General features: G+C 50.0%; 21 protein-coding genes. 6 read left to right on the forward strand and 15 right to left on the reverse strand.

Annotated features, from left to right (window positions below; all coding sequences use genetic code 11):
- Nucleotides 1-634 precede the first annotated feature (634 nt).
- Complete coding sequence (locus tag P4D80_RS04595) at nt 635-4,234, forward strand: response regulator (RefSeq protein ID WP_421657712.1); 3,600 nt, start codon at nt 635-637, stop codon at nt 4,232-4,234.
- 83 nt (nt 4,235-4,317) lie between these two features.
- Here the strand turns inward: P4D80_RS04595 and rpsD are convergent, their stop codons facing one another.
- Nucleotides 4,318-4,926 carry a 30S ribosomal protein S4 gene (gene rpsD, locus P4D80_RS04600; protein WP_421657713.1) on the reverse strand — a complete coding sequence of 203 codons (609 nt, stop codon included), beginning with the start codon at nt 4,924-4,926 and terminating at the stop codon, nt 4,318-4,320.
- 401 nt (nt 4,927-5,327) lie between these two features.
- Here rpsD and yidD point away from each other — a divergent pair, with 401 nt between their 5' ends.
- Both yidD and P4D80_RS04610 read left to right on the forward strand, forming a co-directional pair.
- Nucleotides 5,328-5,567, forward strand: a complete 240-nt coding sequence (gene yidD / locus P4D80_RS04605) for a membrane protein insertion efficiency factor YidD (protein WP_421657714.1) — start codon at nt 5,328-5,330, stop codon at nt 5,565-5,567.
- Between the two features lie 178 nt (nt 5,568-5,745).
- Nucleotides 5,746-6,141, forward strand: coding sequence for a hypothetical protein (locus P4D80_RS04610; protein ID WP_421657715.1), 396 nt, complete (start codon nt 5,746-5,748; stop codon nt 6,139-6,141).
- A 14-nt stretch (nt 6,142-6,155) separates the two neighbouring features.
- Here P4D80_RS04610 and panB read toward each other — a convergent pair whose 3' ends face one another.
- Nucleotides 6,156-6,935, reverse strand: a complete 780-nt coding sequence (gene panB, locus P4D80_RS04615; protein ID WP_421657716.1) for a 3-methyl-2-oxobutanoate hydroxymethyltransferase — start codon at nt 6,933-6,935, stop codon at nt 6,156-6,158.
- A gap of 187 nt (nt 6,936-7,122) precedes the next feature.
- Nucleotides 7,123-8,397, reverse strand: a complete 1,275-nt coding sequence (locus P4D80_RS04620; RefSeq protein WP_421657718.1) for a ligand-binding sensor domain-containing protein — start codon at nt 8,395-8,397, stop codon at nt 7,123-7,125.
- Nucleotides 8,398-8,989: 592 nt separating this feature from the next.
- Here P4D80_RS04620 and ahcY point away from each other — a divergent pair.
- A complete protein-coding gene (ahcY, locus tag P4D80_RS04625) occupies nt 8,990-10,276 on the forward strand; it encodes an adenosylhomocysteinase (protein ID WP_421657719.1) in 1,287 nt (428 codons plus the stop codon).
- 290 nt (nt 10,277-10,566) lie between these two features.
- Here ahcY and P4D80_RS04630 read toward each other — a convergent pair whose 3' ends face one another.
- The 12 genes from P4D80_RS04630 to P4D80_RS04685 all read right to left on the reverse strand — a co-directional run bounded on the left by P4D80_RS04630 (nt 10,567) and on the right by P4D80_RS04685 (nt 21,682).
- Nucleotides 10,567-11,532 carry an NAD-dependent epimerase/dehydratase family protein gene (locus P4D80_RS04630; protein WP_421657720.1) on the reverse strand — a complete coding sequence of 322 codons (966 nt, stop codon included), beginning with the start codon at nt 11,530-11,532 and terminating at the stop codon, nt 10,567-10,569.
- Nucleotides 11,533-11,948: 416 nt separating this feature from the next.
- Nucleotides 11,949-13,172, reverse strand: coding sequence for a hypothetical protein (locus P4D80_RS04635; RefSeq protein ID WP_421657721.1), 1,224 nt, complete (start codon nt 13,170-13,172; stop codon nt 11,949-11,951).
- Between the two features lie 298 nt (nt 13,173-13,470).
- A complete protein-coding gene (locus P4D80_RS04640) occupies nt 13,471-13,644 on the reverse strand; it encodes a hypothetical protein (protein WP_421657723.1) in 174 nt (57 codons plus the stop codon).
- Nucleotides 13,645-13,805: 161 nt separating this feature from the next.
- Complete coding sequence (locus P4D80_RS04645) at nt 13,806-15,494, reverse strand: ATP-binding protein (protein WP_421657724.1); 1,689 nt, start codon at nt 15,492-15,494, stop codon at nt 13,806-13,808.
- Nucleotides 15,491-16,942, reverse strand: a complete 1,452-nt coding sequence (locus tag P4D80_RS04650) for a sensor histidine kinase (RefSeq protein WP_421657725.1) — start codon at nt 16,940-16,942, stop codon at nt 15,491-15,493. The genes P4D80_RS04645 and P4D80_RS04650 overlap by 4 nt, the downstream gene beginning before the upstream one ends.
- 133 nt (nt 16,943-17,075) lie before the next feature.
- Entirely contained in the window at nt 17,076-17,921 is an 846-nt protein-coding gene (gene fghA / locus P4D80_RS04655; RefSeq protein WP_421657726.1) for an S-formylglutathione hydrolase, read from the reverse strand.
- Between the two features lie 45 nt (nt 17,922-17,966).
- Nucleotides 17,967-18,896: a carbohydrate ABC transporter permease gene (locus P4D80_RS04660; RefSeq protein WP_421657728.1), complete on the reverse strand. Its 930-nt coding sequence runs from the start codon at nt 18,894-18,896 to the stop codon at nt 17,967-17,969.
- Nucleotides 18,897-19,033: 137 nt separating this feature from the next.
- Nucleotides 19,034-19,606: an SUMF1/EgtB/PvdO family nonheme iron enzyme gene (locus tag P4D80_RS04665; RefSeq protein ID WP_421657729.1), complete on the reverse strand. Its 573-nt coding sequence runs from the start codon at nt 19,604-19,606 to the stop codon at nt 19,034-19,036.
- Nucleotides 19,569-20,030: an SUMF1/EgtB/PvdO family nonheme iron enzyme gene (locus tag P4D80_RS04670; RefSeq protein ID WP_421657730.1), complete on the reverse strand. Its 462-nt coding sequence runs from the start codon at nt 20,028-20,030 to the stop codon at nt 19,569-19,571. The genes P4D80_RS04665 and P4D80_RS04670 overlap by 38 nt, the downstream gene beginning before the upstream one ends.
- 49 nt (nt 20,031-20,079) lie before the next feature.
- On the reverse strand, nt 20,080-20,541 hold the full coding sequence (locus P4D80_RS04675) for a DinB family protein (RefSeq protein ID WP_421657732.1): 462 nt from the start codon (nt 20,539-20,541) through the stop codon (nt 20,080-20,082).
- On the reverse strand, nt 20,510-21,298 hold the full coding sequence (egtC, locus tag P4D80_RS04680; RefSeq protein WP_421657733.1) for an ergothioneine biosynthesis protein EgtC: 789 nt from the start codon (nt 21,296-21,298) through the stop codon (nt 20,510-20,512). Before egtC ends, P4D80_RS04675 begins: the two co-directional genes overlap by 32 nt.
- Nucleotides 21,299-21,373: 75 nt before the next feature.
- Nucleotides 21,374-21,682, reverse strand: coding sequence for a hypothetical protein (locus P4D80_RS04685; protein WP_421657734.1), 309 nt, complete (start codon nt 21,680-21,682; stop codon nt 21,374-21,376).
- 451 nt (nt 21,683-22,133) lie between these two features.
- On the opposite strand from P4D80_RS04685, the gene P4D80_RS04690 reads away from it, so the two are divergent.
- Both P4D80_RS04690 and P4D80_RS04695 read left to right on the forward strand, forming a co-directional pair.
- Complete coding sequence (locus P4D80_RS04690) at nt 22,134-23,222, forward strand: glycosyltransferase family 4 protein (protein WP_421657735.1); 1,089 nt, start codon at nt 22,134-22,136, stop codon at nt 23,220-23,222.
- A gap of 63 nt (nt 23,223-23,285) precedes the next feature.
- Nucleotides 23,286-24,752, forward strand: coding sequence for a glycosyltransferase family 4 protein (locus P4D80_RS04695; protein WP_421657737.1), 1,467 nt, complete (start codon nt 23,286-23,288; stop codon nt 24,750-24,752).
- Nucleotides 24,753-24,813: the final 61 nt, after the last annotated feature.

Genomic DNA, 24,813 nt, shown 5'->3' on the forward strand with positions numbered 1-24,813 from the left:
AGAGGGGAGGGGGGAAGGGTTAAGGATGTGGAAAAATCAGATGTTATTTAATCCATGCTCCTAAGGTAAGTAGTCATAATTAATTTGTAAAGGTGAGAGTGGGGGCGAAGCCGCCAGCCAGGGGGCCTCCCCTGCACCCCGTCCTAAGCCTGGTGGCTATAGCTATATATCTACTTATTACGCTCAACAATCATCGAAAAACAATCATCAAAGGAAGATTGCTGCCTGAGCGTTAGAGAAAACCCTACCCGGGGCAACATGGATAGAGGAAAGCGGTTTAAGCCAGTCTTGAGTTCAACTATTCCGCTGATTAGCGGTTTTCCTCCTGTCATCATCTGGTTCATTGACCGCTTGGGGTTAAGTTAACCCGCTAGCCTTTTCAGTCGTTTTCTCGCAATTTGTCGTTACTGAAGTCGTCACTGAAACTGATGCACAGCAACTTCGATACTCACCTTCAAAATTGGAGGACCAAGTGCGTATCGCAGGTCACCAGGACTTCCCCCCTGGAATGCAGACTAAGTAGCCCGGTAACCATCAGACGCGACGCAACCGATTCCTCAGCATTGTTATACCCATTGATATTCTGTCAGGAAAATGTTGCATCTCCTCTAAGAACGTTCTGTGAACTCAACCAATGGTTCATCCAACTGCCTTTGCAGCAGGAGAGCGGTGCATGAAAGTCCAACAGAACAATAAGCCAAAGCTCCTGGTTGTGGATGACGAGCCAGACAACCTTGATTTGTTGTACCGGACCTTTCATCGAGAATTTAGGGTGCTACGGGCAGAAAATGGCCCCACAGCCCTGGACATTTTGGCTAACGAAGGGGATGTGGCGGTGATCATTTCCGATCAGCGGATGCCCTTAATGAGTGGTACCGAATTCTTGAGCCTGACGGCCACTCAATATCCTGACATCATCCGGATTATTTTGACTGGTTACACCGATGTGGAAGACCTGGTGGAAGCAATTAACTCCGGTAAAGTGTTTAAGTACGTAACGAAGCCGTGGGATGATGATGAGCTTAAGGCGGTGGTGCGGCAGGCTGTTGACACTCACAATGTCTTAAAGGCACGAACTCGGGAATTGAGGCGATCGCTACGGCAGGAATCTCTCCTCAACGCTGTGACCAATACCATTCGGAGTGCGCTCAGCTATCGTCAGATCATTCAAACCATCGGTGAAACTGTGGGCCAGATGCTGGAAGCCAGCAGTTGTGTCGTGCGCCCTTTTCACGATGGGCATCTGGATGATGAGTGGTTTGTTTACGTCGATGAGGAGCGGCTCGGTTACCGGGAAGCCGTAGCCGCTAGCGCCAGTCCAACTTCGGACCCGGTCAGTGCTACGGGTGCCGCCTCAACCTGCCTGTGGCAACTCCACAAAGAAGAATCCCGCGAAGCCTTCAAAGCACTTCTGGCAGAAACGGTTTGGGAAACTCACGGAGTTCAGATTATTCAGGATGCGGAGACAGACGAGCGACTTCAGGGAGAGGATGCGATCGCCCAACATCGTCAGCAGATCTATGCCAGAGCCAACATCCGCTCCAGCCTGATTGTGCCGCTCACCTGTCAGCAAGAACTGGTTGCTGTTCTGGCCCTGCACCAGTGTGGAGAACTGCGTACCTGGCAGGATGACGAAGTGCAATTGATGATGATGGTGGCTGACCAGGCCGCCCTGGCCCTGTCCCAGGCACGCGCCTATGAACAGGTGCGGGCACTGGCGAAACGAGAAGTCCTGATTAACACGATTACATCTGCTATTCGCTCTAGCCTTGAACCTCAGGAAATTTTCGCAGCGATCACCCATCAACTTGGGCAGGCACTCCATGTTGATGGGTGCGCTCTGTCTCTTTGGACACGAGAAGACGAGTTCGTCCATTGCGTTGGGCTGCACGACGCAGCTTATCCAGGTTCACCCCTTAGCCCTGATGAAAAAGGAGGGGATCTCCTCCATTCCAGCAATGGACATATCTCTGCGACCCACTCTTTCCTGAATGAGGAAGAGATGGTGCCCCGTCCTTTGCCCCAATCCACGGTCCCGATTGAGAACAATCCCGTACTGCGGCAACTGATGCTGACTCAGCAGCCCGTAGTTTTGAATGACCTGGAAAAATATCCAGAGATGAATGTGCCGGAGTTGCCGATCCGCAATCCGGCGCGGGCGCTGCTGGTCGTACCGCTGATCCTGGATGGGGAGATTATTGGCAGTATTTCGTTGCGACAGAACCACCAGCCACGACGCTGGCAACCTGCCGAAATTGAACTGGCGCAGGCGGTGGCAGCCCAGGCAGCGATCGCCGTCCACCAGGCACGCCTTTACCAAAAAACCCGCCAGCAGGCAGAGCAGCTACTGGAATTGGATCGTCAGAAAACCGAGTTCTTCCAGAACATTTCCCACGAATTTCGCACCCCGCTGACCTTAACCATTGGTCCGCTAGAGTCTGCTGTGGCTCAGAAACAGGGACTCTCCTACGAACAGGCGGCGATCGCCCTGCGCAACTCTCGCCGTCTGCTGCGCCTGGTCAACCAGCTACTTGACTTGCAGCGCCTGGATGCCGGACGGATGCAGCCCAGCTTCCGACCCTGCGACCTGGTGGAGTTTGTCAGCCAAACTGTAGATTCCTTCCGTTCCTACTGCCAGAAAAAAGAGATTGCTCTAAAAACCCAGTTGGAAGACTGCCCTCAGATATATCTGGATCTGGAAAAATTTGACAAGGTTCTCTACAATCTGCTGTCCAATGCGATGAAATTTACTCCAGCAGGAGGCAGCATTACCGTGACCCTGCAACCCGCAGGAGATCATTGTTTGTTGAGAGTGATTGACACAGGAATCGGCATTCGTCCCGACCAGATCCCACATCTGTTTGAGCGGTTTAGACAGGCGGAGGGGTCTGCCAACCGGAGCTATGAGGGGAGTGGTTTGGGACTGGCTCTGGTGAAGGAATTGGTTGAACTTCATGGGGGGCAAATTTCAGTCGAGTCAAACTATGGCGAGGGAACCACATTTACCGTCTGGCTTCAGACTGGAACAGCCCATTTGCCTGCTGATCAGATAATTGAGGTGCAGGCAGAAATTCAACCGAGCCGGGCGGCGATTGAGCTGGCAGATGTGGAAATGGAGTCGCCGGAGGAGGGTATCCGCGAAAATGATTCTGCTACCCCAACAATGGTGGATTCTGAGCGGTCACGCGTGTTAATTGTGGATGATAATCCTGATCTGCGGACCTATGTGTCCGGTATTCTGCGGGATCAGGGTTACCAGGTCTGGACAGCCCGCAATGGATCTGAAGGGTTCAAAGCAGCCCAGACTTTCCGCCCCCATCTCATCATTACTGATTTGATGATGCCACGGGTGTCGGGGCTGGACATGATTCGAATGATTCGAGAGGAAGGGGAACTGAAGGGTACTCCGGTCATTTTGCTGACAGCCAAGGCGGATGAAGATACTCGTATCGAAGGGGTTGAGCAGGGAGCAGACGCCTACCTGTCTAAGCCCTTTAGCGATCGCGAACTGCTGGCAGAAGTTCGTAATTTGCTGGCATTGAAAGAAAACGAACGTCGGGTTGCCGAACTCAATACCTACCTGACTGAATCTGTCCTGAAGCGATTTTTGCCCGCATCTTTGGTGCAACGGGCAGCAAAGGGCGAGCTGGTCCTGGATCTGCGTCCAGAACCGCGTATGGTGACGGTGTTGTTTAGTGATATCGTGGGCTTCACTCAGCTTTCCAATACGTTGCGATCGCGTAAGGTTGCCGAACTTCTGAACGAATATCTGGCAGAAATGACCCGTGCCATTTTTGATAACGGCGGCACTATCGATAAATTTATGGGAGATGCGATTCTGGCCGTGTTTGGGGCACCAGAAGAGCTGACGCCCAATGAGCAGGTGCGACGGGCAGTGGCCTCTGCGCGGCAAATGCGGCGATCGCTCCAAACCCTGAACCAGCGATGGAAAGAGCAGGGGATTGAACAGGTGCAGTTCCGTTGTGGTATCCATCAGGGAACGGCTGTTGTGGGGATGTTTGGCAGTGCGGAGCGGGCAGACTATACCGCGATTGGTCCCAGCGTCAACATTGCCTCCCGAATCCAGGAAGCGGCAGATCCGGATTCCATTCTGGTTTCTGCCGCAGTAGCGGATTATTTAGAGGAAGATGAGATTGTTAAACATAGTCCCCTCAAACTCAAGGGTGTCGATGAAACTGTGCTGACCTTTGCAGTCAAGTCCGATGCCATCTAACAAAAACCCTCCTGGCTGACGGTTCCAGGAGGGTTTAAAGAATGAATGCCGCGGGAGAATTTGTTGCAAAAAACCTTTGAGCACTAGGCCTGACGGGAGTAGTACTCAACCACCAACAGTTCATTGATTTGAAGCGCTACCCACTCGCGCTCTACAATGCCATTCACCTTGCCTTCCAGCTTGTTTTTGTCAAACTCCAGATGGCTAGGCAGGTTGGCCAGACCGGGATATTGCAGGTTGGTTTCTACCATCTGACGGGAGCGATCGCGATCTCTGACACCGATCACATCACCTGGACGGCACTGATAGCTAGGAATATCAACTACTTGACCGTTGACCGTTACGTGCCCGTGATTAACCAGCTGACGGGCACCAGGGATTGTGGGAGCCATACCTAACCGGAAAACAGTATTATCCAGACGCATTTCTAGCAGTTGCAGCAGAGCTTGACCAGTAGAACCGGAAGCTCGTCGAGCTTTGCGCACATAGCGCAACAACTGCCGCTCAGTCAGACCATAATTGAAGCGGAGTTTTTGTTTTTCCTCCAAGCGGACGGCATACTCGGAACGTTTTTTTCGTTCCTGACCATGCTGACCGGGTGGGTATGCCCTTCTGGGAGCTTTGCGGGTCAGTCCGGGAAGATCTCCTAGACGACGCACAACCCGGAGGCGTGGACCTCGATAACGCGACATTACAAGTTCCTCTGAATTTCCTCAATAATTTTAGCCAGAATCTCCATTATAGGATGAAGAAGGTTCCTCTTTAAAGAGGAACTCTCAATTTCTTTTCTCAAAAGGGACGGTCTCCAGACATTAGACTAGGAGAGGGGTATTTCTCAGGTAGCCCTGAGCAGGTAGCCATCATTAATTGTAAATGGGGGAGTGGGGGCTGCGCCTCCAGGTAGGGGTTTCACCCCCTTCATCCCCGAAATAATCCTTAATTTAATTGCGCCTGGTACAGCACAGCGGGAATACGGATACCATTCTGGCTCCCTAATGCTCCCCACTCCTAAACCCAATAGTTGCTGGACTTATGCCATCGTCCACTAGCGACTTATTTATAGTCCTTAGGGTTTGAGTAATTCAGGGCAACTATGAAAGTTCTATTCATTGGGCTAATTCAAAGTTATCGGATGTTGATTTCACCTCTGTTGCCCCCTAGTTGTCGCTTTCAGCCAACGTGTTCTCAATATGCCATGGAAGCGATCGATCGATTCGGGGTGTTGAAGGGGAGCTGGTTAGCGGCTGGTCGCATCTGTCGCTGCCATCCTTTCAATCGGGGGGGCTATGACCCAGTGCCTCCTTTAGCGCAACCCTCGTCTGAAAGCGATTAACGCTTCATGGCAGAGTGGAGTGTAAAGATTAAGGCTGGTGAGCAGCGTCCATTCCACTATTGAAACTGGCTGTCGGTGATTTCTTCTAAGATTACTTATGACTGGGAGAATGGGCGAAGGAGCTTGCTTACAGCGTAACAAGCGATCGCAAAAGTAATGTTAGGATTGCCTTACTCACATGGATTTGGCAGTCATGTCCATCACCGTCACCTTAAAGGAAATTGAGCAGTTTCGGGCAATTCTGGTAAATTATCCTGATGCACTGGTTGCCTTGGATGAGATTGAAGTCTGTGACGGAGATCTGGAAGATGCTGCCATTAACTTAGGGATTCAGGTAGGGCAGGAACCAGATACCAGCGATCGCTGGATTGAGGGATTGGCAAAGCGTTGGCGCTATGTAATTTGTCAGACCGCAATGAAAGAGAAACTGAAAGAAGGGCTAACAGGCGATATTCTCCTGTCATTGACAGAACACACTACCCTACCGCTTAAATTGGCCACTCCGGTTGCAATTTATGTGGTCAAAGCAGGCATCCAAAACTTTTGCCAATCGTTTGAGGCCAAAATTCGTTAGTACATTGTGGCTCATTACATTTCCGGGAATTTTCCCTCCCGCACTTCTGTTCCATACATCTGTACAGCCTGGGCGATAGTCTCACGCAAGTTTGTGTACACCTTGGCAAAGGGAGGCTGGCGATTAGAAAGCCCTAGCAAATCAGCCGTTACCAGCACCTGCCCATCACAATGGGGACCTGCTCCAATGCCGATAGTTGGAATGGAAAGTTTCTGAGTGATTTGACAGGCCAAGTCACTGGGAATATGTTCCAGCACAATCGAGAAAGCGCCTGCCTGTTCAAGGGCGATCGCCTGCTGCAAAATGCGTTCTCCCGCTTCCGGTGAATTGCCCTGTTGTCGATAGCCCAGGCGGTGTACAGATTGGGGCGTCAGCCCGACATGCCCCATTACGGGAATTCCTGCCTGCACCAATTGAGCAACCGTTTCAACCACGGCTGGATGCCCCCCCTCCAGCTTCACTGCCTGCATTCCAGCTTCCTTCAGCGCCCGCCCAGCGGAATGCATTGCCTGCTGAGAATTTTCCTGATAGCTCAAAAACGGTAAATCACAGACCAACAGGGCTCGCTGTACCCCCCGCCGCACGGCCCTGGCGTGGTGCAGCATTTCATCCAGCGTGACCGGTAGGGTTGTTTGATGCCCCAATGCAACCATGGCCAGAGAATCCCCCACCAGGATCAAATCGACTCCAGCCTGATCCAGAATTTGGGCGATCGCAAAGTCCCAGGCCGTTAGAGCCACAATCATTCGGCCCTGTTGTTTCCAGTGGGTAAGTTGATGAGTTGTAATCGTCATTGGACTTAAGCGGATGAGCAGTTTCTACCTCCACCCTACACCCTCCCCCCCATTCCCTGCCCACCCCAGCTCACTGGTTTTCCCGGCTTGCTACAGCTCTACACAAACGCGTTAGGACATTGGGCTTAAAGGGGTGTGGGGGCGGTGCCCCAGCCAGGAGTTCTTCCCTACTTCCAGAAGAGCCGACTCAACGGCGGCTAAAGGTATTGTGAATGCCCGTTTGGAAGGTTTGCATACTAACCCATGCCAGGCCCTGACTGGTTCCTACCCACAGTTTGCCACCCACGTCTGGGAAAAGGGCAACAATGTGGCTGGAGGGCAAATTTGTTGCGATTCGCCCATCCACCTGCCCACTGGTTGGATTTAGTCGTAGTAAACCATTGACTGTTCCAACCCAGAGCCGATCCGTTCGGTCGAACCGGAGAGCCGTAACGCTGCGTCCATTCAAGGCATCGATGGTTTGCAAAATCTGCCCAGTACCAGCATCCACTTCGATTAACCCACTCGGAGTACCAACCCAAAGGTAACTTTTAATAATGGGAGGAAGCGGCTTTGGTTTTACAGGCTTGGCAGGCTTGCGGCGGCTGGCAGCATTGGAGGAGCCACCACGGGTGCGTTGCGAAGTTGAACGAGGAGCAGGTTTTGCTGCGGGTGTCTGAGCAATAACTGGCGGGGCAACTTGAGGAATTGCTTCTGATCGCGAAGTCAATGCCTGAACGGTCGTTCCTGGCAAGTCAGTAACTCGACGCATTACCATAGCACTGGCTGTGTTAATTTGTACCAGTCCATCAAGGGTGCCAACCCAGAGATTGCCTTTTCCATCAATGCTGAGAGCGTTGGCACTAACACCTGGCAGGTTTTTCACCGTGGTCATGATCAGCCCCTGATCTGGACTAATCATAACCAGGCCGTTGTCAGTGCCAACCCAGAGATAACCTCGTTTGTCGATTAACAGCGACAAAACGCGATTGGAGGGCAGGGAAAAATTCTGAGCCGTGATTGCACCCGTGCGGGGGTCTACCCGAACCAACCCTTCATAGGTACCAACCCAGATACGACCCACCCGGTCTTGAGCCAGTGCGCCAACAGTAGCATTGGGCAGACTAATTCGAGAAAGAATGTGCCCTGTTTTAGGATTAATACGGGCCAGTCCCTGCCAGGAACCAACCCAAAGCCCTCCGCGACTATCTGGTTGCAAGCTGCTGATGCGGTAATCCGAGGTGATTGACCGTTCCTCTATCTGCTGTCGCTGGTTGGGTAGGGGCGAAACTCGAGGTGGTGGAGCCTTTGGTAAATAGAGTGGAGTGGTTTGATTCGGAGCGGGAGCTTGAGCCAGAATCTCAGGGGATGGAAAGGAAGCCCCCGAACTGGCTGTAACAAATGCCTGTAACCCCAACCCATGCAGATTCGCTACTAGCAAAATTGAGCCAATCAAGAATTTGGGGGAGTTACCGCAAGCCATGGTTCGCTATCTCCAAAGATAAATCGAGTGATTCTGCTGGAGACATCCAGTTTTCCAGAATCACCTGTTGCGCCCCATGATACTCCTACTTTCTGCAGATGCTTCGTCAAAATGGGTAGATGGGTTAGGTGAGTTAAGGAGGTTTGAGGTTTGAGTTGTCCCCCAATACCTGATCTCTGGCCCCTGGCCCCGACTCCTAACTGCTCCCCATCAAAGTTTGCTATGGTAAATTGGTTTGAATACTGGGAATGGGCGATCGCTATTTAATTTTTTTCACAAGTAGTTTTTTCAAATAGCAAGTTTTTTTCAAGTAGCAAGAATTTTATAAAAACTTATCGGTTATTTTAAGTTTTCTAGAGATTAAGTAAAAATACTGAAGTTGAAATGAGTTAATCTCTTGACTTAATTCGTTAAACCGATACACCCTAGTCTAGATGCTCTCGTTTCTGTGCCTTTATAGAGGAGAAGATCAAAATTTGCAATTCATTTCTCCATAGGCATTTGCGGGCTTTTTAGTGGCTCTCCTACTCGATTCCGGTATGACTCTTCGTAGTCTTTAAGTTCAGATAACCATTCTTGAGGTATCAAGTTCATGACTGTAACTCCCGTTCGTCCAAAAGAACTGAAATATGAAGTGAAGGATCTGTCCCTTGCTCCAAAGGGCAAGCAGCGGATTGAATGGGCTGGGCGGGAAATGCCGGTCCTGCGTCAGATTCAAGATCGCTTTGCGGCAGAAAAGCCCCTGGCAGGAATTCGGTTGGTGGCTTGTTGCCACGTAACTACAGAAACCGCTCACCTGGCGATCGCCCTCAGAAATGGAGGGGCAGATTCTCTACTGATTGCCAGCAACCCACTTTCGACCCAGGATGATGTTGCTGCCAGTCTGGTGGCCGACTATGGTATTCCAGTCTTTGCCCAAAAAGGAGAGGACAACGAAACTTACCATCGGCATGTGCAAATTGCCCTGGATCATCGCCCCAACATTATCATTGATGATGGTTGCGATGTGGTAGCAACCCTAGTCAAGGAGCGCCAGCCTCAACTGGCGGATTTGATCGGTACTACCGAAGAAACCACCACTGGCATCGTTCGCCTGCAAGCCATGTTTAAGGCCGGGGTACTTACCTTCCCCGCCATGAATGTAAACGATGCGGAAACTAAGCACTTCTTTGACAACCGCTACGGAACAGGTCAGTCCACCCTGGATGGAATTATTCGTGCCACCAATATTCTGCTGGCTGGCAAGACTCTGGTGGTAGCGGGTTATGGTTGGTGCGGTAAAGGAACGGCTCTGCGGGCACGCGGTATGGGTGCCAATGTGATCGTGACCGAGATTGATCCGGTAAAGGCGATCGAAGCGGTGATGGATGGCTTCCGGGTCATGCCCATGGCAGAGGCTGCTCCCCTAGGCGACATTTTTGTCACTGTGACGGGGAACAAACACGTCATCCGTGGTGAACACTTTGCAGTGATGAAAGATGGGGCCATTGTTTGCAACTCTGGTCACTTTGATATTGAGATTGACCTGAAGGCTCTAGGCGCTGAGGCAACGGAGATCAAAGAAGTACGCGGGTTTACCGAGCAATACCGCCTCAAGAGTGGCAAATCGATCATTGTTTTGGGTGAGGGTCGCCTGGTGAATCTGGCAGCAGCTGAGGGGCACCCCAGCGCAGTAATGGACATGAGCTTTGCAAACCAGGCTCTCGCCGCGGAGTATCTTGTGAAGAACAAGGGCAAACTGCAACCAGGTATTCACTCCATCCCCACAGAAGTCGATAAGGAAATTGCTCGTCTGAAGCTTCAAGCCATGGGCGTTCAAATTGATTCCCTTACCCCTGAGCAGGTTGAGTACATCAACTCCTGGACTTCGGGTACCTGATTGGTGGCTGTGTAATGTGGCGTTGCTGAAAAGCAGTATGAATTTGAAACGAAGTTTCAACCATACGGCATCTATTTCATCCCCCGATTCAGCAATGCCGTGTAATGTAGGTGAGGGGGCGAGAGGGTAATGAAGTGATGGGGAGAGGGAGTTTTAGGAGGTAGATGGAACTCCTTCGCCCCTCCACCCTCCCACCCTTCGACCCCATTACTTCTTTTTCGCCCCTGGCTTTCAGAGAAGTGCTGCCCCTCACCTCACCCCTCACAAGACTAACAACTAACAGCCAACAACTAACAACTACGATTCCCTCCCAACTCCTGAATGACGGTTTCCGCCGATCGCGGCTCCCAACCTAACTCCCGGCGGGCTTTGCTGGCATTTACTCGAACGCAGCGATCGTAGATGTAATGTACCCGTTCGCGACTGAGGGGTGGTTGCCAGGAAAATAAACGACCAATCGGGTCAAGGATGTTGCCCAGCAAACGTACCAGAAATTCTGGAGCCTCTCCCGGTGCGGGAATCCCCAACTCCTGACCCAGCAGTTCAAACATTTCGCGAGTGGTCATTTCTCCTGCTGAGATGATGTAGCATTCTCCCGGCTTACCCTTCTCTGCCGCCAGGATCATCGCCATAGCCAGGTCATCCACATGAACAATGCCCGTGATCCGGTTTCCTCCAGCCCATAGCTTCAGCCTCCCTTTCAAAAACTGCTTCAAAACCGGGCCAAAGTGAGGGTCATCTGGCCCAAAGATGCCGGAAGGCAAAACGCTAACTACAGGAAATCCCTCTGCTGCTGCCTGATCGATAAGAGTTTGGGCTTTGTATTTCGTGCGATCGTAAGCCGAGGAAAAATCCTTTTGCTGGCGCTGAAAGGTTTCATCCACTACCCGTCTCTGAGTGTCTCCCAGGACGCCAATCGTGCTGCAATACACCATTTTGGAAACCCCTGCTGCCCGTGCCACCTCCAGTACCGTGCGGGTTCCTTGTACATTCACCCGTTCCATTTCGGCTTCGTTGACCAACCCCAGTTCTACATAGGCAGCGGTATGGAAGACTGTATCCACGCCAATCATGGCTGTTTTGAGGGCGGTGCGATCGCAAATATCCCCATAAACCAGCTCGACTTTACATCCTGCCAACCGCGAGAGATTACTGGACTGTCGCACCAGCCCAACCACCTCCTTCCCCCGCTGCTCCAGCAGCCTAACCAGATGAGAACCTGTAAACCCGCTTGCTCCAGTCACTAATGCTTTCATATTCCCCGGTGGTAGACTTGTAACGAACGAATGATTGCCAGTTTTTTGTAGATATAGCTGTCGCCAGGTTGCTTAGGACATTGGTTTTAAGAGGAAGTGGGGGCGAAGCCTCCAGCCAGAGGTTCCACCTGCACCCCGTCCTCAGCCTGGTGGTTATCGCTATATGAACTGCCATTTTTGGGCCTTTCACCAAACAGCTTCCATTAACAACCCAGTGCCAAGACCAAGCTGCACAACTCAAAATTCAAAACTCAAAACTTAAAACTATCTAACTCCCACTAAGTAGGTAGTCATCATTAATTGGTAAAGAGGGTAGTGGGGGCTGCGCCCCCAGCAGGGGGTTTCACCCACTCCACCCCCGAAATTATCCTTAATTTAATTGCGCCTAGCTACTTATTCTTTCTGGATTAACTCTCTTAAACCTGAAGCGCTTTCTCATAGATCCGGTAGGTCTTATAAATCTTGCCACCCGATGCTTCGATTAACTTACGGGAGGGGAAGTTATCTTCATAAACCCAGGAAAGCTCTGCCCGCTTGTAGGGCTTGCCTTTCTTGATACCGCCCATCATACCCAGATAAATCAGTGCCAGGGGCACCATCTTGCGGCGATATTCTGGGAGAGAGCAGATGGCAATAACTCTGCCCTGATCAATCTGGCGGCGAAACCAGAGGAACTTTAGTATCCCCCATAAATCCAGCTTTCCATTGACCCGTTTGAGAGGAATATTATAGTCCGGCAGGCCCATCCAAAAGCCCACCATTTCTCCGTTGTACTCGGCAATGGGAAAGACATCGGGATCGACCAAACTCTGCAAAGACCTGGCTTCTTCCAAAAATTCTTCCTGAGTGCGGGGGGTAGAACTCCAATTATTTGCAAACGCCATTGTAAACAAGTGATAAAGGCTGATGCAATCCTGTTCAAACCCCTCTCCCTTAGTCCGAATGGGGCGGAAGGTTACACCCGATTTGCAGGCGATTCGATAGGCTTTCTCAAATTCTTGGGGTAAGGGCTTGTCGAGGGGAAAGTCATAAGCGTAGGCATCTTTTGCTTTCTGCCAACCATCCCGCTCCATAAATTGGGGATAGTAAGGCGGATTATAAGGCATCATCACCATCGGCGGCAAGTCAAAGCCATCAACCAGAAACAGACAGTTGTTATGGGTAGAGAGGTCGATGGGTCCGCGCACCGTGGTCATTCCCTGCTCTCGCAACCATTTGCAGGCAGCGTTAAATAATGCCTGGGCAACCGCAAAGTCTTCAACACTCTCAAAGAACCCAAACAATCCCACCTTCTGACCTTCTTTCTCAATCAAGCGGTGGTTAACGGCTGCAACAATGCGACCCAAAAGTGGAGAAAGTTTACCTTTGCTGTTTCTATTGGATGAGGTAGAACCGCGCTGTTGCCCACTTTCTTCTTGCTTTACTGCAATGAACGACTGTAACTTCCCGTATTGAAAGAATGGGTTAGTTGGCTCAAATTGTTTAGCCACATCGCTGCGAAGGGGGGCAACCCAGTTGGGATCACTGGCATAAACAACCACCGGAACATCTAAAAACATTTCCTGCTCGGCGGCAGTGGTTACGGGAATAATTTGGAATTTTAATGGAGGCTGAGTTTGAGAATAGGTGGCAGGATTCACAGGCTGACGCTTACTCCATATGAGCTAATGGGCTTACTAGCTTTACTAACGACTGTTGGAGTCGCTATGGAGCACTATACAGCAGGCAGGTAATAGGTAGTCGACAAAAAGTATAGCGGTATTCATTATGGTTAAGACGGGGTGCAGGGGTTCCACCCCTGGCTGGGGGCCAAGCCCCCACTCCCTCTCTAATTCCAATGTCCTAACGCACCCGCGTAGAGCTCTAATAGGTGGTAGAGAACCTGTAGTAGTAGGGTAGACAATGCCCACCCTACATTAAGGGTGCTGGGATAGGTTTTTAGTATCCGTTCTTTTCTACGCACTTAGGCTCTTTTTCGATAACGATGGGAGCAACGTAGACAGGTACTTTCAGGATGATCGGGACGCACACCTCACAAGCACGTTTGTAGTACTTGTCATAAGCCTCGTGGCTGTATTCCTCTTTGTTGTAGGTTTCGGTTTCGGTATTCATGGGTTATCACCTCAAACAAGGACACCTCTATCTTGTCAACAGGAAATATCAGCCTGCATTCCCCAGCAGGGTACTCTCCATCGAGGAGGGAGTGCGGTGGGAGAGGGGCTAGGGGCCGAGGGGGTAGTAGCCAACAATTAACAGCGCATTCTCATCCAATGTCATTCATTGCGGCTACCGCGGCTATCAGCACACTCGGTTTGTTCTGGTAACTGGGGTGGCAGATGAACGATAAAGCGTGTTTCTCCAGAGCCGCTTTCAACCCGAATGGTTCCGCCTAGATAACGCACTAATTTTTTCACTAATGCCAACCCAAGCCCGGTTCCTGATTGCTTGCGGACATCGAGGCGGGGGACGCGGTAAAACTCTTCAAAAATGCGAGGAAGTTCCTCGGCAGAAATTTCAACGCCTGTATTCGCGACTATGATTTCAAATAAGGAGTGAGGAGGGCTTTGTGTGATTTCGGCTTCTCTTGTTTCTCTGGCTTCTTCGGTATTTCCTGCTTCCTGTACTATCTTGACTGACACCACAATTCTCTCTCCTGCGGGGGTATATTTGCAGGCATTATTCAATAGTTCTGACAGGATGCGAAACAGACTAGGCTCGTCGGAGATCAGGGTTGGCAGGTCAGCAGGAATATCAATTACCAGTTCTTGCTGGTTTATTTGAAAACGCTGGGAAAAGTTTTCTACTAAAACCGGAACCCAGTTTTGCAACGGAATGCTGATGGGTATCAGGGAGTAGGTGTTGGTATTGAGATGTTGCAGGTTCAACAGGTTGTTGACGAGATCTAGTTCTTGATGGCATTGGCTACGGAGAATTTCAAAGTAGCGAGTAATGCGGTTAGTTTCTGAGTCATTGTGCGATCGCAACACCCCCTGCTGATCCAAATAAATCTCCAGCATATGAATGGCCATTTTCATGTTGGCGAGAGGAGTTCGCAGTTCGTGGGAAACGGTACTGATAAACTCATCTCTGAGTTGATCCAGCCTTTGCAGTTCCTGCATTTGCTGCTCTAGCTGTCTGGCTCTTTGCAAAGCCAGATCGTGCTCTTCCGATAGGCGGCGTTGGGTAATATCACGAAAAACTACGACAGCACCCGTGATGTCGCCGCTGTTATTTCGTAGGGGCGCAATGCTATCTGCAACTGGCAGGAGGTTTCCCGTACGGGAAACCAGCAGGGTTTGGTCCGGTAGATAGAGGAGCCTGCCACTCTGGAGGGTTGCGATCGCAGGGTTCTCAATCTGGGTGCGGGTCTGCTCATGAATCAGGGGAAAAATCTCAATCAAATCCCTACCTACAGCTTCTTCCTGCGTCCAGCCGGTTAACGCGGTTGCAATCAGGTTCAGAAATTTGACTCGCCCTTGTCTGTCCACCACAATGACACCGTCGCCAATGTCTCTGAGGATAGTTGTCAACCATTGCTCACGGTTCTGGATTTCCTGAGTGGCTCGATATTGCTGTAGAGCTGTTTCGATGGCGACGTAAAGTTCTCGCTCTTCGACGGGTTTCAGGATGTAACCAAAAGGACGGGTGAGCTTTGCTCTCTCTAGGGTATTTCTATCAGAAAAGCCTGTTACATAGACAACCGGAATTTTGTAGTTTCCCCAGATCTGCTCGGCTGCCTGAATCCCATCCATTTCGCCTTCCAACCGGATATCCATCAGTACTAAGTTGGGGCGCAATTGTGCGGTTTTGGCGATCGCTTCTACCCCCGAATGGGCGATCGCAGCCACAGAATAACCCAGGTTTTCCAGACAGTCTTCAATATCTCTGGCGATCACCACTTCATCCTCAACCACCAAAATTTGAGTTTTTAGCTGGGATAGCTGGGATGTTGTTCCAGTCATTGAGCTTTACTCCGTGGAAACCTGATCTTAAATAAAGTGCCCTTGCAAGCACTAACCTCAATCGTTCCTTTCAATTGAGCAACCAGATCTCGAACCAGACTCAATCCTAACTTTTCAGTTTTAGCAAAACGATAACATTCGGGAATCCCAACTCCGTTATCACTGATGGATAACGTCACATCATTGTCATTCTCTAAATAAAGTTCAAGTCGAATTTCACCTTCCTTCCCATCGGGAAAAGCGTATTTGAGAGAATTGGTAATCAGTTCATTAATAATTAAGCCACAGGGAATCGCAGCATCAATATCGAGAGAAACATCATCCACATTCGTATACAGTTTGATGGAATTTGAATTGGCTTTGTAGGAACTGAACAGACTGGCCACCAGGTTAGGAATGTACTGCTTCAGATCGATTTGCGCTAGATCAGCAGAACGATAGAGTTTCTCATGAATCAGCGAAATAGACTTGACCCGGTTCTGACTATCTATCAAAACTTCGGCTGCCTGCTGATCCTTGATATTCCGGCTCTGTAGGCGAAGTAGACTGTAAATAATTTGCAGATTATTTTTAACCCGGTGGTGAATTTCTTTTAGCAAAACCTCTTTTTCGTTCAATGCTGCTTGAAGCTGTTGCGTTTGCTGAAGCTCTGTAATGTCTCGCCCTACTGCCTGAAACTCAATAAAGTTACCCTGAAAATCAAGAATGGCTCGATTATTCCATTGGGTCGTGCGAATTTCACCACTGGGATGGACAATTCGGTTGGTGATCACGGTGACAGGGTTTTCTGCGCTTAGCGACTTCAGCTGCTTCTCGACTTGTTGCATATCTTCTGGAACAATGACGGGAACGTAGCTATGCCCAATCAGTTCTTCCTGAGTACGTCCGAAGTAACGGCAGTAAGCCTGGTTTACAAAGGTGAGGGTGCCATCAGGTAAAAAACCGCAAATCATTTCGGTCTGATCTTCCACAACAGCCCGGTAACGGGCTTCACTTTCCCGCAATGTTTTTTCAATTTGTTTACGCTCAGCAATTTCGTGTTCCAACTTTCGGTTTGCTACTTCTAGTTGGGCTGGGCTGGGGAGAGAGAGCGCCCTGGGGACCAGTGGCACCAACAAAATAGCTGTATAAAGTGAGACCGAAGCTGTTGTAACTTTTACAGCCCCCGACAGCCAATAGACCGGATGCCAGAGGGTCCAGATCTCCATCAGGTGGGTAGTGCCGCAAGCGACAATAAAGGCGCTAAATAGCAGAAAAATCCCGCCAAAAGGTAAATCCTTGCGATTTTGCACGAAATACAGAAGGGTGAGGGGAATTGAGTAGTAGGCGATCGCAATCAGTGCATCCGCAGTCACATGCAGCCATACCAGTTCAGGCTTCCAAAGGTAACAGTGCCCGTGGGGAATAAATCCACTGGCGTTAAAAAAGTTTTGCAAGGCTTCTAACATAAGAACGCCCCAGAGTTACAGCATTTTCAGATCAATTTCAGATCAATAAGTCCTAGTCAGAACCTAATCAGGAGAAGTGGGGCGTAGAGTGTATCCCTCCCGCCCTTCCCATTCCCTACTCCTTACTTGCAGGTCAGGTAAGCATTTCCACATGATGCCGAATGTGGTCTTCTACAAACGTGGCGATGAAGTAGTAGCTATGGTCATACCCCTCCTGCATGCGTAGGATGAGTGATTGACCCACTTTAGCGCAGGCTTGCTCAAAAATTTCTGGCATCAATTGGGTTTCAAGAAATTGATCCGCAGTTCCCTGATCGATCAGAATAGGCCGCTGAAATGGGTGAGTCAGGATGAGTTCGCTGGCGTCATAGGTTCGCCAGGATTCTAAGTCGGAGCCCAGGTAATGGGTAAATGCCTTTTGTCCCCAGGGGCACTTCATGGGAGCGGCGATCGGAGCAAAGGCAGAAACTGAGCGGTACTGATGTGGATTCTTGAGCGCACAGATTAGTGCACCATGCCCCCCCATAGAATGCCCAAAAATGCCCTGTCGCTCCGGTTGGATTGGAAAATGTTCGGCAATCAGCGCGGGCAATTCCTGAACGACGTAGCGGTACATCTGGTAATGTCGGCTCCACGGTTCTTGAGTGGCATCGACATAAAATCCTGCCCCAGTGCCCAAATCCCGGTCTTCATCCTCTCCAGAAGTAGCCGTGTTACGGGGACTGGTATCAGGAACAACCAACGCAACTCCATACCTGGCCGCAAACTGTTGGGCTCCTGCCTTTGTCATAAAATTTTCTTCTGTACAGGTCAACCCAGAAAGGAAATACAGCACGGGTACTAGACGCGACTTTGCCTGGGGTGGCAAATATACAGCGAACTTCATTTCGCTATTGCAGGCTGTGGAGAAATGGCTGTAGAAGTTAACGGTGCCGCCAAAACAGACAGATTGGCTAATCAAGTTAGGAGCTTGAGACATATAGCGGGTGACAGGTGTTTTTGTCTATATGGTTCATCGTCTTCATCATCCCCCTATTTCAATCTCATGTCCTTCTGGTTTCACAGTGACGCGTTCTAGCGTTAATCGCAGCACTGAAAGTCCCAGAATGATCAGAAACATCACCAGCCCAATCGTGCAAGCATAACTCATTTCCAGGTTTTGAAATGCCTGTTCATAGACGTAATAAACGAGAGTTTTGGAGCTATTCCGCGGTCCGCCCTGGGTCATAATATAGACTTCTTCAAAAACTTTGGTTGCAGAAATAGCTGAAATTACAGCAACCAGCAGTAGATAAGGGCGCATCAGGGGCACGGTAATGTCCCAATGTTTCTTGATCCCATCGGAACCATCGATCGCCGCTGCCTCATACAAATCCAATGGAATCGCCTGTAGCCCCGCTAGGTAAATCACCATGTAATATCCCAACCCTTTCCATATCGTTACGGCCATAACACTAAAAATGGCCAATTGAGGGCTGGTCAACCAGGGAATGCCCTCCTGCGAGATACCCGTTAATTTCAACAATTGGTTCAGTAATCCATTTTCGGCATAGAGCCATTTCCAGGCAATGCCCGCGACCACCATTGAAATGACCACCGGGATGTAGTAGGCTACCCGAAACCAGTGGATGCCCCGTAACTTCTGATTTACCAAAATAGCCAATCCCAATGGTAGCGCCACCAGAATCGGAACCACACAGACCAGATACAGCAACGTATTCCGAAAGGTCTGCCAGAACACCAGATCTGCCAGCAGTCGTTGAAAATTCTTGAACCCGATCCACAAAGGGGGTTGGGTCAAATCATATTCGTACCGGGTAAAGCTAAGAAAAAATGCCTGAATCGCCGGATAGAAAACCGTCAACCCCAGAAGAACTAGAGCAGGCAGCAGGAAAAAGTATGGAGTCAGCCAATGCAACAGGCGATCGCGATCTTTCAATATCCACGGGGTCATTGCAGAAAAGGAAATTGGCGCATTTTAAGCATGTACTCAGCGATGCACTTAATTTTCACACATGCAAGGGCGATGCTGGAGTCTGAAGAAGCTGTTTCTTCTCCGACTCTATCTTAGGTGCTGCCAGAAATTGCAGTCTAAGAAATTGCACACCGGAACCCTGCCAGAATCTCTCGCACATGAGGGTGATACCAGTTCCGAAAGGAACAGCGCAGTACCCAGGGGCGAGTAGCCCAACTGCCCCCTCTTAAAACCCGATGTTTTCCATCAAAGTAAGCTTGAGAATAACCCCGGTAGGGAAAATACGCAAAACCCTTGTAGCAATCAAACGTGGAAGCCGTCCATTCCCAAACATTACCCAACATGTCATAACAACCAGAAGGGCTTTTGCCATCGATATATTGGGTAACTGGCGTGGTGTGCCCCACCTGGTGGTTGTGATTGCAGGGTGCGGCTTCATCCGCGATCGCCCATCCCTGCAAAGGATCCCCTTTTCCCTCTTCCCTTTCCCCCTCTCCCCACGGATAGGTTTGGCTTCGCTCAGTCGCCGGATTCCAACAAGCAGCCTTTTCCCATTCCAGTTCCGTAGGGAGCCGTTTCCCAACAAAGCGGGCGTAGGCATCCGCCTCATACCAACTGACACCGCAAACCGGATGGTCATCCCACTGAGGCTCAGTATGCCAATAAAGCGGCTGCCCGATCTGAGCCAATTGAAGCCATGCCCATCCTTCTGGTGACCACCAGCGGCAATCCTGATACCCTCCCCGCTTCCATAAAAAGCCGAAACTGCCCACAAGTGACCGGATAGCGATCAATCCAGTAAGTCTCCAGGTAAACGGAATGGGCTGGACGCTCATTATCCAGCGCATCAATCGAATCATTGCCACAAACAAAATCCCCCGCAGGGATGCAAACCATTTCAGAAGCCGAAGGTAATTCCAGGAAATGGAGGGTCTTGAGTTTTGAGTTCCGAGTTCTGAGTTCTGAGTTCTGAGTTTCCATTTCCCCCCTCCCTACTCCCCCTTCCCCACTCCTGACTCCTGGCTCCCGGCTCCTGGCTCCTGGCTCCTGTTGCCGAATTAACTCAAGCACCAGTGCGATCGTCTCCGCATGCTGGCTTTCGTGCTGCAACAAAAAACACCATAGCCGCTCCTGTTCCTCAATTAGAGCAATTTCTAAATAATCAAAAAACCTCTTCCCTGATAGTATTCAAGTACTGCTGAATTTCTGCCAATGTGGGAAGGTTGACCCGTTCGGATTTAGGCAGGCCATCGGCAGCAAACAGGCGGCGATATTGGGGAAACTGACAGGGTTGTCCAGCGCAGTGCTCTAAGAGCCAGAGCGATTCTGTATAGGCTATGTGCCCCAAATGCCAACCAATCGGGCTGAAGTCGGGATGGGCCTGGCGACTGAACGTATCGTAGTCAATGCCCTCAAACAGGTCAAGGGTCAACTTGCGGCACCGCTGCATCCACGCTCGTAACTGTTGGCGTGAGATAGACAGGTTATGACGGGAACCCTGCTCGCGATTGCCCCATTCCTTTCGCCTTTCCCCTTCTGGCTCCTGGCTCCTGGCTCCTGACTTCTGACTACTAGAAGTGACGCTTATTTGCTCAGATTGGGTAGATCTCGGTATTAAGGTCATGATCAACGGTAAGAAGGTTGTGTTCAGGGCAAGAAATCCAGTTACCAGCAAATAGAGGTTCAGAGGCAATCAGGACAGATTTGGGAAAAAGGGGATCGTCCCGCAGCCAATAAAGGGAGGGAACTGCCGATCGCTCCGCAAACCGCGAGGCAACAAGCTGGCTACCATCGCTGAAAATGAGGTTGGCAGAAAAGCTAACCCCCTGTTCGTTCGCAAGGGTACGGAGAGTGGTCAGGGCACGGTGCAGAGCTTCAACTAAAGGGATTTCGGGCGAAGCCTCCAGTTCATGAATAACCAGGGCAAAGATATGCTCCGAATCGGTGCTACCGCCGATCGCCTGGTAGGCTATGTCGCTCAAGCGATCGCGAATTGGGCGATACAGCGTCTGGCGAAAATTGGCAATAAAGCCATTATGGATGCCTAAGATGAGACGATTCTGAAAAGGCTGACAATTGCTCAAATCCACCGGTTGCCCCGATGTGGCACTCCGCACATTAGCCAGTACACAGCCCGATTCTATAAAGCGGCTGAGGCTGGGCAGGTTCACATCATTCCAGATGGGCAGGGTATTTTTATAGGTGAAAGGTTCCGTCGTCGCCTGAGGATGGTACCAACCGACGCCAAACCCATCCGCATTCAGCAGCCCAGAGGTCATTTCACGAGGTTGGTAGCTCTGAACAGTGAGCGAGTGTTCAGGTTTGGTCAGCAGGCGGTCAAGCTGGACAGGCGGCCCCAAATAGCCCATCAAACGGCACATGCAAAGAGATTTCTCCAGACAGGGTATTGGGGAGATTGTAACCGTTTAGGAAAGATCTTTGCCTGAGGGCGATCGCTAACTTACCCTGCGCAACTTTAACGGTAAATCGCTATCGAGCGCTTGATTCAACTGTTGCCATTCATCAAAACCCAGCCAACCTGACTCATAGCCCTCGCGCAGAAATTGTTTGATCTCATAACAGGCATAGTAGTGATCAATCAAATCGATCGCGGCTTGCCAGGCCGTCTGCTTGTGCAAGTAAAGGATGTTATCACTCATCCGTTCTCCCCTCGGAGACTGGCATATCCCTTGAAAACCTGCTTCAACCTGAACAACCTGGATCATCCAGGCACGATAAAAATCTACTAGCACATCTTTTTGCATTGGTGACTAAAGAAATAAAAGTTTATGGGTATTTACGTATTTCTCTAACTATCAGAATACAAGATGTGAAGGACTTTCCCAGGGAGCTTACTGATAAATCATCATCATCTTACAATCGATTCAAATTCCCTACAATTCCCTACAAAGACCGTTGCAAGAAAAGAAAAGCAATTTTTGAGATGTATTTTCTAATACTAAAGTTACTGGACTGTAAAGCAATCCTTTAATCTACTCATAAAAGCAAAATTAACAGGTTCGGTTAACCCTACCTCTTAGGGGAGAAGTTTCCACCTTTGCTAAAGTGTAAGCTTTCCCTTAAATTCTTGACTATGATTCAACATCTGATACAATACGCTGCTCAAGTTATACAGGTTTTTGTACGGGCTTCGAGGAGCGTATTCTGGGCTAGGAGGTATTACTCTACTGGTGTCTCGCATCTAGGAGGTTTATTATGCGAATTGCTCAGATTGCCCCATTGTGGGAGCGTGTTCCGCCTCCCGCATACGGTGGTATTGAATTAGTGGTCGGGCTTCTTACCGACGAGCTTGTACGCCGGGGGCATGATGTGACGCTGTTTGCATCAGGAGACTCCATCACTCTTGCCAGACTTGAATCGGTTTATCCTCGTGCTATTCGACTAGACCCTACGGTGAAGGAGTACAGTATTTATGAAATGCTGGAGCTTTCTAAAGCCTACGAACGGGCGGAAGAGTTTGACATTATTCATTCCCATGTAGGTTGTTCCGCTCTACCCTTTGCTGCTTTAGTTAAAACACCCACAGTCCATACCCTGCATGGCGTCTTTACTGACGATAACAAAAACATGTACGCCCATGCAAACAAACAGGCTTTCGTCAGCATTTCCGATGCTCAACGCGAGCCAGATTTGAAGCTCAATTATGTGGCGACAGTCTACAACGGAATCAATCCTTCTAGCTATCCATTTTATCCTCAGCCCAGTGACCCGCCTTACCTGGCCTTTTTAGGTCGGTTGTCGCCAGAGAAAGGACCGCATCTGGCAATTGAAATCGCGAAGCGGGCAGGTTGGCGTTTGAAATTGGCTGGAAAAATTGACGTAGTTGATCGGGAATATTTTGAACAAGAAATTAAGCCTCATATCGATGGCAAGCAAATAGTGTACCTGGGCGAGGCGAACCATCAGCAAAAGAGTGAGTTGATGGGAAATGCAGTAGCTACTCTATTTCCAATTACCTGGCGCGAGCCATTTGGTTTGGTGATGATCGAGTCGATGGCAACTGGAACCCCGGTAATTGCGATGGAATTGGGCTCTACGTCTGAAATTATCGTTCATGGTAAAACTGGATTTCTTTGCCACAGCGTTGAAGAGTGTGTAGATGCGATCGCGAAAGTTGACAAAATTGATCGCCTTGTTTGTCGGGAACACATCATCCAAAACTTCAGTGTCAAGCGAATGGTGGATGGCTACGAAGCGGTTTACCAGCAAATCCTTGCAGAACGGTTTAACCGAAATGGGCAGGCTCACAAGTTGGTGGGTTCATCTATTAAATGCGATTGGTAAACAGGTGGAGCCATGGGTATCCACCTTTTTCATGGGTATCCACCTTTTTTATGAGGTAAGGAAATGACAAACTTTAACAGCACAAAATCAGTAGCATCTGTTTCACCTTCGGCAAAATCCCCTTATGTCTCTCCCCGCCGGGCAGTTCCTAATCGGCAGGCGATCGCGCTCATTTCTGATCACGCCGACCCAGCCGCCGAAATTGGCAAAGAAGAGGCTGGTGGACAAAATGTCTACGTGCGCCGGGTGGGTGAGGCTCTTGCCAGATTGGGCTGGCAGGTAGATATGTTTACCCGCAAGACACGTCCAGAAGACCCGGTGATCGTCCAGCACTCGCCTCACTGTCGTACAATTCGCCTGGTGGCCGGGCCCCAGAAATTTATTCCTCGAGATCAATTATTCAACTACATGCCAGAGTTTGTCGCAGCCTTCCAGAAGTTTCAGAGCAAGGAAGGGGCAAACTATCCGCTCGTACATACCAACTACTGGATGTCGGCCTGGGTCGGCTTGCAATTGAAAGAACACAGCAATATTCAACTGGTTCATACCTATCATTCCTTGGGTGCGGTTAAGTATCAGACTGTAAAAGTTCGCCCCGCGATCGCCGATACCCGGCTGGCGATCGAGAAACAAATCTTAGAGCAGGCAAATTGTGTTGTAGCAACTAGCCCGCAGGAAGAAGAAGCCCTTCGCACCCTGGTTTCGCAGCAGGGGCAGATTGAGGTCATCCCCTGTGGTACCGACATCGAAAACTTTCACACTATGCCGAAGGTCGAAGCCAGGACAAAATTAGGATTTAAACTAAATGAAGAAATTGTTCTTTACGTAGGCCGATTTGATCCACGCAAAGGCATTGAAACACTTGTACGGGCATGCGCTCAGCTAAAGGCCAAAACTGAGCAACTCAACCAGGAGACGCTTCAATCCAATGGATGCTCCCTCCCCTCTGCTACCCCCCATCCCTCCCTGCGACTGGTCATCGTTGGCGGCAGCGACCCCGATCAAGCCGATGGCCAGGAGCGCGAGCGGATAGAAAAGATTGTCAAAGAGTTAGGATTGGCCGATCAGACGCTCTTTGTCGGTCAAGTTGGCCACGATTTACTGCCACTCTATTACACTGCTGCGGATGTCTGTGTCATTCCTAGCCATTACGAACCTTTTGGGCTGGTCGCGATTGAGGCAATGGCCTGTGGTACACCCGTTGTTGCATCAGCTGTAGGAGGACTGAAATTCACAGTTGTGCCAGAGGAAACCGGATTGCTGGTACCTCCACTTGATGAAAATGGCTTTGCTCAAGCAATCGATCGCATCCTCTCAGACGAACTGTGGGCAAGGAAAGTGAGACGGCAAGCACCTATTCGAGTCCAGCAAAACTTTAGCTGGATGGGCGTAGCGGCTCGATTAAGCGACCTCTACCGCCGCTTGCTGGCACAATCCATCTCCAATGAACAGTTCTGGAATGACCAACAACCAGTTCGTGTAGAAGCCTCGCCAGTCTATGTCAGCCGAACCAACGTAGCTTCAGCCTAAACATACTACAGTGCTGCTGTGCTAAACCTGATAGTTGAGCCTCTGTAGAGACATTCTGGAA

The sequence above is a fragment of the Leptothermofonsia sp. ETS-13 genome, from assembly GCF_049200465.1.
Lineage (GTDB): Bacteria > Cyanobacteriota > Cyanobacteriia > Leptolyngbyales > Leptolyngbyaceae > Leptothermofonsia.

Excerpts from the sequence above, each read along its gene's own strand:
- P4D80_RS04595 (WP_421657712.1), top strand. The coding sequence starts at position 635 with ATGGTTCATCCAACTGCCTTTGCAGCAGGAGAGCGGTGCATGAAAGTC.
- rpsD (WP_421657713.1), bottom strand. The coding sequence starts at position 4,926 with ATGTCGCGTTATCGAGGTCCACGCCTCCGGGTTGTGCGTCGTCTAGGA.
- yidD (WP_421657714.1), top strand. The coding sequence starts at position 5,328 with ATGAAAGTTCTATTCATTGGGCTAATTCAAAGTTATCGGATGTTGATT.
- P4D80_RS04610 (WP_421657715.1), top strand. The coding sequence starts at position 5,746 with ATGGATTTGGCAGTCATGTCCATCACCGTCACCTTAAAGGAAATTGAG.
- panB (WP_421657716.1), bottom strand. The coding sequence starts at position 6,935 with ATGACGATTACAACTCATCAACTTACCCACTGGAAACAACAGGGCCGA.
- P4D80_RS04620 (WP_421657718.1), bottom strand. The coding sequence starts at position 8,397 with ATGGCTTGCGGTAACTCCCCCAAATTCTTGATTGGCTCAATTTTGCTA.
- ahcY (WP_421657719.1), top strand. The coding sequence starts at position 8,990 with ATGACTGTAACTCCCGTTCGTCCAAAAGAACTGAAATATGAAGTGAAG.
- P4D80_RS04630 (WP_421657720.1), bottom strand. The coding sequence starts at position 11,532 with ATGAAAGCATTAGTGACTGGAGCAAGCGGGTTTACAGGTTCTCATCTG.
- P4D80_RS04640 (WP_421657723.1), bottom strand. The coding sequence starts at position 13,644 with ATGAATACCGAAACCGAAACCTACAACAAAGAGGAATACAGCCACGAG.
- P4D80_RS04645 (WP_421657724.1), bottom strand. The coding sequence starts at position 15,494 with ATGACTGGAACAACATCCCAGCTATCCCAGCTAAAAACTCAAATTTTG.
- P4D80_RS04650 (WP_421657725.1), bottom strand. The coding sequence starts at position 16,942 with ATGTTAGAAGCCTTGCAAAACTTTTTTAACGCCAGTGGATTTATTCCC.
- fghA (WP_421657726.1), bottom strand. The coding sequence starts at position 17,921 with ATGTCTCAAGCTCCTAACTTGATTAGCCAATCTGTCTGTTTTGGCGGC.
- P4D80_RS04660 (WP_421657728.1), bottom strand. The coding sequence starts at position 18,896 with ATGACCCCGTGGATATTGAAAGATCGCGATCGCCTGTTGCATTGGCTG.
- P4D80_RS04675 (WP_421657732.1), bottom strand. The coding sequence starts at position 20,541 with ATGACCTTAATACCGAGATCTACCCAATCTGAGCAAATAAGCGTCACT.
- egtC (WP_421657733.1), bottom strand. The coding sequence starts at position 21,298 with ATGTGCCGTTTGATGGGCTATTTGGGGCCGCCTGTCCAGCTTGACCGC.
- P4D80_RS04685 (WP_421657734.1), bottom strand. The coding sequence starts at position 21,682 with ATGCAAAAAGATGTGCTAGTAGATTTTTATCGTGCCTGGATGATCCAG.
- P4D80_RS04690 (WP_421657735.1), top strand. The coding sequence starts at position 22,134 with ATGCGAATTGCTCAGATTGCCCCATTGTGGGAGCGTGTTCCGCCTCCC.
- P4D80_RS04695 (WP_421657737.1), top strand. The coding sequence starts at position 23,286 with ATGACAAACTTTAACAGCACAAAATCAGTAGCATCTGTTTCACCTTCG.